Annotated in this window: 9 protein-coding genes; 7 read left to right on the top strand and 2 right to left on the bottom strand. The window is 64.0% G+C overall.

Going from position 1 to position 11,970, the window contains the following annotated elements; genetic code table 11:
* Positions 1 to 49 precede the first annotated feature (49 nt).
* On the top strand, positions 50 to 727 hold the full coding sequence (locus tag CKV91_RS01095; RefSeq protein WP_036956993.1) for a cell division topological specificity factor MinE: 678 nt from the start codon (positions 50 to 52) through the stop codon (positions 725 to 727).
* Positions 728 to 791: 64 nt separating this feature from the next.
* Here the strand turns inward: CKV91_RS01095 and CKV91_RS01090 are convergent, their stop codons facing one another.
* The gene (locus CKV91_RS01090; protein WP_157738700.1) at positions 792 to 2,063 is read right to left on the bottom strand and encodes an NADH-quinone oxidoreductase subunit D-related protein; all 1,272 of its coding nucleotides are present in this window, start codon (positions 2,061 to 2,063) and stop codon (positions 792 to 794) included.
* 264 nt (positions 2,064 to 2,327) lie between these two features.
* Between CKV91_RS01090 and CKV91_RS01085 the strand changes: the two genes are divergently transcribed.
* The 3 genes from CKV91_RS01085 (at position 2,328) to CKV91_RS01075 (ending at position 6,396) form a co-directional block, all read left to right on the top strand.
* The gene (locus CKV91_RS01085; RefSeq protein ID WP_021104060.1) at positions 2,328 to 2,651 is read left to right on the top strand and encodes a histone-like nucleoid-structuring protein Lsr2; all 324 of its coding nucleotides are present in this window, start codon (positions 2,328 to 2,330) and stop codon (positions 2,649 to 2,651) included.
* A 267-nt stretch (positions 2,652 to 2,918) separates the two neighbouring features.
* On the top strand, positions 2,919 to 5,447 hold the full coding sequence (locus tag CKV91_RS01080) for an ATP-dependent Clp protease ATP-binding subunit (protein WP_065860384.1): 2,529 nt from the start codon (positions 2,919 to 2,921) through the stop codon (positions 5,445 to 5,447).
* 91 nt (positions 5,448 to 5,538) lie between these two features.
* On the top strand, positions 5,539 to 6,396 hold the full coding sequence (locus tag CKV91_RS01075; protein WP_157738698.1) for a protein NO VEIN domain-containing protein: 858 nt from the start codon (positions 5,539 to 5,541) through the stop codon (positions 6,394 to 6,396).
* On the opposite strand, the gene CKV91_RS01070 is transcribed toward CKV91_RS01075, so the two are convergent.
* A complete protein-coding gene (locus CKV91_RS01070) occupies positions 6,382 to 7,560 on the bottom strand; it encodes a DUF2891 family protein (protein WP_231933774.1) in 1,179 nt (392 codons plus the stop codon). The two genes, CKV91_RS01075 and CKV91_RS01070, sit on opposite strands and share 15 nt — an antisense overlap.
* 470 nt (positions 7,561 to 8,030) lie before the next feature.
* Between CKV91_RS01070 and CKV91_RS01065 the strand changes: the two genes are divergently transcribed.
* From CKV91_RS01065 to CKV91_RS01055, 3 genes are all read left to right on the top strand, one after another.
* Complete coding sequence (locus CKV91_RS01065; RefSeq protein WP_065860386.1) at positions 8,031 to 8,933, top strand: TIGR01777 family oxidoreductase; 903 nt, start codon at positions 8,031 to 8,033, stop codon at positions 8,931 to 8,933.
* A gap of 449 nt (positions 8,934 to 9,382) precedes the next feature.
* Positions 9,383 to 10,849: a DHA2 family efflux MFS transporter permease subunit gene (locus CKV91_RS01060; protein ID WP_411430980.1), complete on the top strand. Its 1,467-nt coding sequence runs from the start codon at positions 9,383 to 9,385 to the stop codon at positions 10,847 to 10,849.
* A gap of 36 nt (positions 10,850 to 10,885) precedes the next feature.
* Positions 10,886 to 11,863, top strand: a complete 978-nt coding sequence (locus tag CKV91_RS01055; protein WP_095140906.1) for a rhomboid family intramembrane serine protease — start codon at positions 10,886 to 10,888, stop codon at positions 11,861 to 11,863.
* The last annotated feature ends 107 nt before the right edge of the window (positions 11,864 to 11,970 follow it).

The raw sequence follows: 11,970 nt of genomic DNA, 5'->3' as shown, positions 1-11,970 counted from the left end.
GCTTCAGGCAATGGAATTCGCTCTGTTCATACGAGAAAAACCCTGTACGATGGTACACGTGAGTGGTGTGCAGAAAAAGGTAGAATCCAAGAGAGGTAAGAGCGCGACGCCGGAACGTCGTAATGTGCTCATCCTCCTGATCGTGGCCACTGTCGTTGCGGTGGCGTGCGCGGTGTTCCCATCGGTGTGGATGGCTCGCGTCGGAACGCTCATTGCCCTTGCCGCGGCATGGGTGTCCACGGATCTCGCCCTGCGTGAGGTCAACAGCCTGCGCGAGGCGCACTTCGTCGAGCTGCGTGACATGCGTCACCAGAGTGCGGAGATGGAACGACGTCACCACGCGGAGTCCATGGAGATGATCGACACCTTTGCCCAGCGTGTCGGCGCTCTCTCCGAGACTCTGGCGACCACCCGCTCCAAGCTTGATCGGGCCGAGAACGAGATGATGACCCTGCGTGGCGACAAGGCCGCTCTGCAGTACAAGGTTGCCGAGGGCAACAAGCGTGTCCGCGAGCTGCAGGAACGGATCGTCGCCCTGGAGACCCAGCTCGACACCGAGATGGCCAAGGCCTTCGAAGGTTCCCACGCCCGTACCGTCACTGATGCCGGGGTTCCCACGGCTGGTGACATCTGGACCGCGAGCAATGATTCGACGATCGTCGATCTGTCCCGTGTCGCGTTCCCAAACCTGGACGAGGACGACGTGGCCGAGCGTCGCCAGGCGTGATGGCCGTCACCGCACACTGAGCTTTCAAGGCCCCCGGAGATCCTCCGGGGGCCTTCTCTGTCCACTACTTGTCGAGGTCGCCCAGCGTCCATCCCAGGGAGGCGACTGCCGGTTCCAGCTGTTCGACGCTGAGCGTGGGCAGCAGGTGTTCCAGCACCTGGACATTGGCGAAGGTGGGGGTACGCAGGGCCAGGCGCCACGGCGACGTGGTGCCGCGAGAGTCGAGCAGATAGCCGGCCCGTCCCCACGGGGCCTCCAGCCGCGACCAGACGCGCCCCGCCGGTACCTTGAGCGTCGTTGGCAGTCGAGTCGCCAGCTCTCCATCCGGAAGGCTCTGCAGCAATGTCGTGACCAGATCCGCGGACTGGCGCACCTCGGCGCACAGCCACGACAGCCGGCTGTGGGCATCCCCCTCTGTGGGGGCATCCACCACCGGGAAGTTCACCTGGTCATAGGCCAGATGTCTCGGGGCGTCCCGGGAATCCTCTGCCCGCCACGATGTCGTGGTCTCGGATCGGGATGTGCGTCTCCTCGCCGCGTTCGGGCAGCGCAGATCCATCGGCACGCCGCTTGCCCGAGCCACCGGACCCGACAGGCCGAACGAGGTCACGGCGTCGGCAGGAATCACCGCCACCCCGCGCGTGCATGCACCGGCGGGACCATTCAGCAGGGAGCGTAGTTCATCGGACAGCGCAGCTGCATGCACACACCAAGTATTCAGAGAAGCTGTGAAGACAGGGGTGACGTCATGAGCCGTTCCACCAATTCTGCACGTCATCGGGTGGATGCGATTGCCGCAGAAGCCCTCCCAGAGGTCATGTGCAGTATCGAGTAGGTGGTGTACTCGTCCACTGCACGAGAAATCTGCGACGCGCCAAGGGAGCCAGCTGAGGAATGCCAGATGACTCGTCATCCGAGAGAACTCGATGAGAATGGTGCGCACATGCATTGCCCGAGGTGGTGCATCAATGCCCAGGGCTTTCTCAATTGCCATGGCGGCTCCTGCTTCCCCGATGAAGGGAGCGTGCCAGTCGTGTCGCGATGCCAGCATGGGGATCTGCCGGTAGTCGCGGACCTCGAAGAGTTTCTCGACCCCGCGATGAAGGTGGCCGATGTGCATCCTCCCGGCAGCGATTCGATCGTCGTACTGGCTTCCGGGATCCTGGCAGGTGCAGCACGAGATCGTCACCAAACCTGCCTGACTTGGATGATCGGGACCCAGGTCGAGGTGGACGCGACGGTGAGGTGCACGAGTCGATGGGGTGTCGGCACTGCCGCCGTCAGCGGTTCCCCGGCTGTTCTTGCAAGAACTGACGTCTGCATGGATGGCACCCATGCGGCCAATGCTCACGAGCACATCAGTTGAGTTGCCAGATGATGCGCAACTCGTTTTGCTGTTCGATGTTTTGGCGGTGCGGCATTCCACCCGTCAAGCCTGCCTCAGCTCATTCATCGGAGCAACATCGGATCGACTCATACTGTGTGAGGGGTAAGGAGACCAAATTTGCTGCGCACAACTTGAAAGCGCCGAGAAGACATCTCTATCCTATATGTGAAAGAGGCACGACTGCCTCGTAGGCTTTTTCTGGAAGGATGGATTATGGCTCAGCGCGTTCGTGTTGACCTCGTTGACGACATCGATGGTTCTGCTGCAGAGGAATCAGTGGAATTCGCTCTTGACGGGGTGAGCTATGTCATCGATCTTTCCACCGAGAATGCGGCAGAACTTCGTGAGACCCTCGCCAAGTGGACCAAGTCTGCGCGTCGTACTGGCGGGCGCCATTCGCGCGGACGTCGTGCCGCCGCTGTCGGAGGGCCCTCCGCCAATGACATTCGCCGCTGGGCACGCCAGCAGGGTATGGAGGTGTCCGATCGCGGGCGCGTCTCCAATGAGGTTCGGGAGGCCTACGCGGCGGCTCACTGAGCGATCCTTCACACCGATTCGCGCAGAACGTGTGCGTGTCGAGGACGACGTCCCACGTGATGGGGACGTCGTCGCTGTTTTCGGCAGGCTCCTCCGAGGCGCTCCTGCCAAGAAAATTTTTCCGAGAACACGTTGCCGGGTGTGAATCGCCGCCCCTTACCCAGAGGCGAACAACGGGAATTGCTGCACCTTTTTCGTCGCTGTCTAGACTGATGTTGATAGAGATTCTCTCCTGTGGAGGGTCTTGTCCCATTGCAAGGAGACTTCATGTTTGAACGGTTCTCAGACCGGGCGCGTCGGGTCGTCGTCCTGGCCCAGGACGAGGCCAAGGCACTGAACCACAATTACATAGGCACCGAGCATCTGCTGCTCGGACTGGTGAGTGAGGGTGAAGGCGTTGCCGCCAAGGCCCTCACCTCGCTGGGGATCTCGCTGGAGGCGGTGCGCGCCCAGGTCGAGGAGATCATCGGCCGTGGCACGACGACCCCCACCGGTCACATCCCCTTCACCCCGCGTGCCAAGAAGGTGTTGGAGCTCAGCCTGCGTGAGGCGCTCCAGATGAACCACTCCTACATCGGCACCGAGCATCTGCTGCTCGGCCTCATCCGGGAGGGGGAGGGCGTCGCCGCCCAGGTGCTCATCCGGCTCGGCGCCGACCTCAACACGGTGCGCAACACCGTCCTGCAGCTGTTGCAGGGCGACGATGGCAAGCAGGCCGCGACGGCAGGCGCCCCGGAGGCTGGCCCGTCGCAGTCGCCGGCCACCGTGCTCGACCAGTTCGGACGCAACCTCACCCAACAGGCCCGGGAAGGCAAGCTGGACCCGGTCATCGGCCGTGAGAAGGAGATCGAGCGCGTCATGGTCGTGCTCAGCCGCCGCACCAAGAACAATCCGGTGCTCATTGGTGAACCAGGCGTGGGCAAGTCCGCCTGCGTGGAGGGTCTTGCCCAGGCCATCGTGCGTGGAGACGTGCCCGAGACCCTGCGCGACAAGCAGATCTACTCCCTGGACCTGGGCTCCATGGTTGCCGGGTCGCGTTACCGTGGCGACTTCGAGGAGCGCATGAAGAAGGTGCTCAAGGAGATCAACAACCGCGGCGACATCATCCTGTTCATCGACGAGATCCACAATCTCGTCGGTGCCGGTGCCGCCGAGGGTGCCATCGACGCCGCCAGCATCCTCAAGCCGATGCTGGCTCGCGGTGAGCTGCAGACCGTCGGTGCCACCACTCTCGACGAGTACCGCAAGTACATCGAGAAGGACGCCGCCCTGGAGCGCCGCTTCCAGCCGATCCAGGTGGCCGAGCCGTCCATCCCGTTGGCGATCGAGATCCTCAAGGGTCTGCGGGATCGCTACGAGAACCACCACAAGATCACCATCACCGATGAGGCCATCACCGCCGCCGCCAACCTGGCTGCCCGGTACGTGCAGGATCGATACCTGCCCGACAAGGCGATCGACCTCATCGACGAGGCCGGTGCCCGGATGCGCATCCGTCGCATGACGGCCCCGCCGGACCTGCGTGAGTTCGACGACCGTCTGGCCGAGGTGCGCACCGAGAAGGAGGCGGCGATCGACGCCCAGGACTTCGAGCGTGCCGCTGCACTGCGCGACGACGAGAAGAAGCTGAGCGCCGAGCGTGAGGCCAAGGAGGAGGAGTGGAAGCAGGGCGACTCCGCCGTGCCGGCCGTCGTCGGTGAGGAGGAGATCGCCGAGGTGCTCTCCGGCGCCACCGGCATCCCGGTGTTCAAACTCACCGAGGAGGAGTCCCAGCGTCTGCTCCACATGGAGGACGAGATCGGCAAACGCTACGTCGGCCAGGAGGACGCCGTCAAGGCCCTGGCCAGGTCGATCCGGCGTACCCGGGCCGGGCTCAAGGACCCGAAGCGCCCAGCGGGGTCGTTCATCTTCGCTGGCCCGTCGGGCGTGGGCAAGACCGAGCTCACCAAGGCGCTCACCGAGTTCCTCTTCGGTGACGAGGACGCCCTCATCACCTTGGACATGAGTGAGTACTCCGAGAAGCACACCGCATCGCGGATGTTCGGTTCCCCGCCCGGATTCGTCGGTTACGAGGAGGGCGGTCAGCTCACCGAGAAGGTGCGCCGCAAGCCGTTCAGCGTCATCCTCTTCGACGAGATCGAGAAGGCCCATCCCGACATCTTCAACTCCCTGTTGCAGATCCTCGACGAGGGACGTCTCACCGACGCCCAAGGGCGTGTGGTCGACTTCAAGAACACCGTCATCGTCATGACGACGAACCTTGGGTCGCGTGACATCTCCAAGACCGTCAACCTCGGGTTCTCCCGAGCCGACGACGAGGTGGCCAGCTACGAGAAGATGAAGTCCAAGGTGAGCGAGGAGCTCAAGAGCCACTTCCGCCCGGAGTTCCTCAACCGTCTGGACGAGATCATCGTCTTCCACCAGCTTGGCCAGGACGACATCCTGCGCATCGTCGATCTCATGATCGGCCAGTTGGAGGGACGACTCGCCGACCGCTCGATCGGCATCGAGGTGACCTCGGCCGCCAAGAAGCTCCTGGCCAAGCGTGGCTTCGATCCGCTGTTGGGCGCTCGACCGCTGCGTCGCGCCATCCAACGCGACGTCGAGGACCCGCTGGCCGAACGCATCCTCTTCGGGGAGGTCAAGTCTGGTCAGATCGTCGTGGTCGATGCTGCCCCGGAGGGTTCGGAGGAGCCGTTCACCTTTGCCGGCACGGACCGCTCGGTCGCTCCCGACCAGGTACCCGAGGAGCTGACCGCCGGTAGCGGCGACGAGTGCGGTCAGCAGGAAGGCTGAGCCCACTCGAACATGCTTGGTGGTCCCGTCCCCGGGTGGGGGCGGGACCACTGGTGTCTTGGGACGAGACGCGATCAGTATCCTGGGCACTATGGCGAGACGAGATGTCTGGACGGCTGAAGAAAACGCCGCCACGGTGGCTGCATATCTAGACATGCTGGCTCAGGAATTGGCTGGCCAGCCATATGTAAAATCTCATCAGCGCCAAAAGCTGATGGAGATGTTTGGCCGCAGCCGCGGTGCCTATGAAATGAAATTCGCTAATATTAGCGCGATCTTGCGTGATATGCACTGCCTCTATATCAAAGGTTATAAGCCGCGAGGTAATTTTCAGCACTCCCTCGCTGATGAGATACGTAAACAGTTGTATGCCGACTCCAATAAGGTTTTACTTAACCTGATGCAGACGTCTGTATCCGCTCAAGCTACCGAGCGGATGGACATTGCATGGACAACATCAAAAATGCCCGATCGGGTTCTAGTTGAGTACGGAGGTATGGCGCATCGTCAAGGTGGTGTTCACACCGATTACGTCGCACTCGAAGCTGCAAATACCTCGCTAGGTATGGCTGGAGAGCTCGCAGTACTCGAACGGGAACGTACCCGTCTTCGTGAAGGGGGGCGTGCTGATCTTGCAGATCAGGTGGAGCATGTGAGTCAAACCAAAGGTGATGGTTTAGGGTACGATATTAAATCTTACGATCTTCATGAACGTGAGCGGCACATTGAGGTCAAAACAACACGTCGTGATATAAACTGGCCGATGATTGTAAGCCGCAATGAAGTTCGGGTTTCTCGTGAACAACCCCAAAATTACGTACTGGCTCGGGTATATCAGTTTGCGGCCAAAAAGATCGGCTTGTATGAGTTGCCAGGTGATATCAATGTCACCTGTGATCTTGAACCGATCACTTTTGAGGCATTGCCTAAACAGTCAGTACTTGCTTGACGCCAGCTCCGCCTGCACCGCGAACGACACCAACCAATGGGTGGCCATGAAGTCCCCGTCACTGATCTGGGGCTCCACCGCACTCACCTGCCGAGCCGTGACCTGGGCGATGCGGCGCTGGACGTCCTCGTCGAGCCACGGCGCCAGGGCCCGCAGTTGCCAGGCCCGCGACAGACTCAGCCCGTACAGGTGCGCCAACCTGCCGTCGGTGCCGTCGAGCACGTCGGGAACGGTCAGGAGGGTGTCGCCGGCCTGTCCCAGACGTGGCAGGAACGCCGACAACCAGCCCCCGAACTCCTCGCCTCGTCCCTCGACCTGGAACACCCGGGCCATGAGATGGGCCTCGCTCAGCCCGGCGGAGAGGAAGTCGTGGCCACTGGGCTCCCACTCCACCGGGTAGTCGCGGTCGGCGTCGAAGAAGCGGTGGGAGTGCTCGACGATTGCGGCGACGACGTCGGTGCGCCCCAGAACTCGTGCCGCGTCCAGGCACAGCCCGATGCCGAAGGCCGTGTTGTCGTGGGTGCCGGTGCGCACCGGCATGGTGAGGTTCGGCAGCCAGGCCATCAGGTTCGCGAACACCTGCTTCGTGACGATCCCGGTGGCCTCGGCCCAATCCGTTGCCTCGGGAACCGTGTCCGCCTCCTGCTCATTGGTCTGCCGGGTCTCGGTGGCTCCGGAGAGTGCAGTGAGGAATGTGGTGGCCGAGGCGCAGGAGCGCTGGCTTGATCCATCACTGGTGGACGGCGCCCCCGTGGCAACCACGTGTCGCGTTTCAGCGGGCCGGGCCACCTCGCACTGGGCAGCCAGCAGCGCCGCCCATCCCCAGCCGTAGGGACGCTCAAATCCGCGATGGGTGCGCAGATAATCCTTCTCCACCTGGGCGTTGGCGACGGTGAGCCGGTCATTGAGCACGTCGACCAGTTCGTCGCGGGTGGCAGATTCAATCCTCTGGGCTGCACAGGCCAACAAGGTGACGCCGGACCACTGCATGTGCGCCGAGGAGTGCCAGTCCAGACAACCATGGAAAGCCGGATGCAGCAGCCACGGGGTGACGTCGACGTCGTCCGGCCCCGAGGAATGATGGGCGGCACCCCACGGAAAGGGGCGGTTGAGACCGTCGATGATGGTACGAACCCACCCCTGGGCATGACTGATGAGGGCCATGACGAACCTCCTGACGGTATGTGCACGATCGAGGCCGCGGCGGCACTGGGCGGTCGAAACTCGACGGGTCAGGCCAGGTGCCGTGCCGTGGAACCGTCACCGACCCTACCCAGTGCCTCCCCCCTATCCCGTGCCTCCAGAGGGATGCCCTGCTGCAACGAACATCCCCGCCCACTGTCCGCATTGACTCGGATCCCACGTCACGTCTGCCCATTCACGTCACGGTCTGCTCATGGGGGGATTGCGTCAACGTCACTGGAGTGATCGACGGCGAGCGGGTTGCAAGCGAGGACGTCGGCACATGTCGGGAGACGGCTCGGCGCAGGCGCGTAGGAGCCGGGGAATGCCTTCCAGACCCGTGCAGCAGATCGACGAGTGGTGAGGACACGCACCTGCCATGTTCACGCTCAGCTGCTTCTGGACACGATCACATTCTCGTGATGCTCGCCTTTGCCACCTAGGCTGGAAACATGCGAGTAGCCATCGGAGGGTCCACCGGTCTCATCGGAGCAGCACTGGCCACCCGGCTGCGTGAGGAAGGCCATGACGTCGTCACCCTGACTCGCCACGAACCCAGCCAGCCTTCCGACCGTCGCTGGGACCCGAGCAGTCTGTCCATCGATCCGCCGTGCCTTGACGACGTCGACGCCGTCGTCAACCTGGCTGGTGCCCCGATCGCCGGTTCGCGGTGGACCGACGACTACAAGGACACGCTCGTGTCCTCCCGCGTCAACTCCACCCGACTCGTCGTGCAGGCCCTGGAGTCGTCATCGCGCTGCCGGATCTTCCTCAGTGGTTCGGCGGTGGGCTTCTACGGCGCACACTGCGGTGACCGGTGGCTTTACGAGGACGACAGGTCCGGTTCCGGATTCCTGGCACAGGTGTGCCGCAGCTGGGAGGAGGCCGCCGCGTCCGCACCCCAGCGGGTACGCGTGGCGACGCTGCGCACCGGGCAGGTCATCAGCCCCTCCGGTGGATTCCTCGGTAAAGAGCGGCCGCTGTTCCAGTTCGGACTGGGCGGCAAGGTCGGTGACGGCCGGCAGTACCTGTCGTGGATCAGCCTGGACGACCACGTCTCGGCCATGGTGAAGATCCTCACCGACGACACCATCACCGGACCCGTCAACCTCACCGGGCCCGCCCCGGCCACCAACGCGCAGTTCACCAAGGCCCTGGCCAAGGCGCTGCACCGCCCAGCCGTGGTGTCCTTCCCGACCCCGATCGCCAAGGCAGTGCTCGGCCCCGAACTCGTCGACGAGACGATCTGCGCCGGCCAGCGCGTCAAACCCGCCAAGCTCCTCGACCACGGATTCGAGTTCCGTGACACCACGATCGCCGAGTCGATCGCCTCGGCACTTGCGCAACGCCGGTGAGCCAGCCACGGGACGAACCATCCAGACACCTCGGGCCGGTACCGTGGTGAGGTGTCGTGGCTCACCACGGCATGTCGCAATCCGGGCTGTCAGCCTGAAGGGCGTGGCCGCCAGGTTGTGACGGCTCTCTGCTTTTGAGGCCAAGCTCTAGACTTGCCTTGATCGCGCGTGCCCCAGCACGGACATGACACGTACGATTCCGCCCAGCAGCTTGCCGTTCGAAGTCTGCCCACCTGACCGTCACCCCAGGAGCGCCCTTGCCATCCGAGCCGTCCCCAGCAACGGACCCCACACATCCCAACCGACATCCGGGACCGGGAGACTCCGACGCACCGTCCGAGCGCGGTCCGAGGCGGCAGCACGATCCGGCCCAGAACCCTGATCCGACCCGGAAACCGAATGGGATCCAGGGTCCCGAGCCGACTCAGGATTCGAGACGTGGGCCGGGCCTGCGGGATGCCGTACCCGAACAGGGCCTGGGACGGAGCCACGACCTGGCCTTGGACTCCGACGGCAAGGTCGTCACCGAGAAACGCGCCTGGCAGGCACTGCGAGCCCTGCTCATCGGTTTCTTCATGATCCTGGTAGACGCCACCATCGTCACCACGGCCATGCCCGCGATCATCCACAACCTGCACACCGATCTGGACGGCGGGGTCTGGGTGACCTCGGCCTACCTGCTCACCTACGCCGTCCCGCTGCTCATCAGCGGACGACTGGGCGACCGATTCGGCACCCGCAACATCTATGCCATCGGTATGACGATCTTCACCCTTGCGTCGCTGGCCTGCGGACTGTCCGGAACCATCGGCATGCTCATCACCTGCCGCGCCGTCCAGGGGATTGGTGCAGCGCTCATGGCCCCACAGTCCATGACACTCATCACCCAGCTCTTCCCGCCGCGCATCCGCGGAGCTGCCATGGGCGTGTGGGGCGGTGTGGCCGGGGTGGCCGGCTTCGTAGGCCCCATTCTCGGCGGAGTGCTCGTGGACAGCTTGGGCTGGGAATGGATCTTCCTGGTCAACGTGCCCATCGGGGTGATCGGCCTGTGGCGCGCCCTGGTCGCCGTGCCAGTGATGCCACGCACCGCGGCGAAACTCGACTGGTGGGGAATGATTCTGTCGGGCATCGCCATGAGCCTCATCGTCTTCGGCATCCAGGAAGGCCAGACCTACGACTGGGGCGTCATCACCGGCATCATCTCGGTACCGCTGCTCATCGCCCTCGGCGTGGTGTTCCTGGGGTTGTTCGTCTGGTACGAACGGCGCATGGAGCGCCGGGACGCACAGCCCCTGGTCCCGCTGGGGTTGTTCCGCAACCGCAACTTCACCTTGGGCAACGCCGCCATCTTCTTCGTCGGGGCCAATGTGTCGTCCTTCAGCCTGATCACTGCCCTGTACCTGCAGACCGCCTGCGGGCTCACCCCCACCAAGGCGGCCCTGCTGCTCGCGACGACGGCCGTGGCGACCGCGATCTGCTCCCCCTTCGCCGGGCGCATCCTGCAGCGTCGCAGATCCGGACGAATCGGTCTGGTGGGGACGCTGACGGTGACCGCCTGCTCCCTGTTGTGGTTCCTCCTCATGACCCCGACGACACCACTGTGGGTGTTCTCGCTCATCGGAGCCGTCATGGGAGCAGGGTCGTCGTTCGTGTGGAGTCCGGTGTCCCTGACCACCACCCACGACCTGCGCCTCGACGTCGCAGGAGCGGGATCGGGCGTCAACAACGCCATCCGCCAGGTGGGATCGGTGCTGGGCTCGGCGCTCATCGCCGCCGTCATGGACTGGCGTCTGGTGGCGACCCACGGGGATCTGTCGCGTGGATTCGGCCAGTCCATGCTCGTACCTGCCATCGAGATGGGTCTGGCAGCCCTCGTCGTCGCCTTCTTCGCCGATTTCAAGGCGTCGTCCGATTAGGTACCCTCGAGGCTGGCAGCCCGACACAGGAGAACCATGAGTGACCATCCCAGCCCCCACCAGCCCGAGTCCGGCGGATCGTCCAGCTGGCAGTCTGACGACACGAGTCCCGAACAGGGCCCGGCCAGCCCCAGCCCTGACTGGCAGACGCCTCCGCCATCGGGCGCCCAGCCGTGGGGTGGTGGCTCTGATGGGCAGCCCCAGCTGAGCCAACCACGGGCCGATGCTCCGAAACCTGATCGGTCGCAGCCCGACCCTGCCTGGGCTCCACCCCAGGCCGCCCAGATGAGTGACTCCCGATCGGGGCGCTCCCGGGCCACCTCGCGGGGCCGCCGACGTCGCTCCCGGACCACCACCTCCCAGACCCCGGTCGTCACCTACACCATCATTGCGATCTGCGTCATCGTGTGGCTGGCGGAACTCGTGTTCCCGGGCTTCGTCGACCAGATCATTCTGGTTCCCGCGCTGGGAGCCACTCAGCCGTGGCGATTCGTCACCTCGGCCTTCGCCCATGCCCCGGAGATCGCCCACATCCTGTTCAACATGTACGCGCTGTGGGCGCTCGGACGGGCTCTGGAGATATTCCTCGGACGTGCCAGATACATTGCTGCCTACGCACTGTCTGCCCTGGCCGGTGGCGTCGTCTACGTCGCGATGGCCTCACCGGGCAGTGATGGTGCCGTCCTGCCCTCCTGGGGACAGGGGGTGCTCGGTGCGTCCGGGGCCATCTTCGGGCTGTTCGGTGTGCTGCTGGTGGTCCAGCGCAAGCTGGGCCTGTCCAACCGGTCGCTGTGGGTGGTGCTGGCCCTCAACTTCGGCCTGGCGTTCTTCTTCCCCGGGATCGCATGGCAGGCCCATGTCGGCGGATTCCTTGCCGGCCTGGCCTCGGGATGGATCTTCTTCGACGACGCCAACCGCGTCTCCCGGGGCAGCAGACCTGCCACCTGGCGACGGATGGGAGTGCTGACGCTGGCGCTCCTCGCCATTGCCGTGGTGAAGTACCTGCTGGTGTGACGTCGCGCCACGAGGCCGCGAACTGTCAAGGCTGCCTGGGGTGCAAGACTGGTCGGTCCCGCGTGCCCGCAGTCAGCTGTTCACCCGGTCACTGTTCCCTTGGTGGA

The organism is Cutibacterium granulosum (genome assembly GCF_900186975.1).
Lineage (GTDB): Bacteria > Actinomycetota > Actinomycetes > Propionibacteriales > Propionibacteriaceae > Cutibacterium > Cutibacterium granulosum.
Note: the sequence above shows the minus strand (reverse complement) of the source record. Positions and strands in the feature narration are given on the sequence as shown.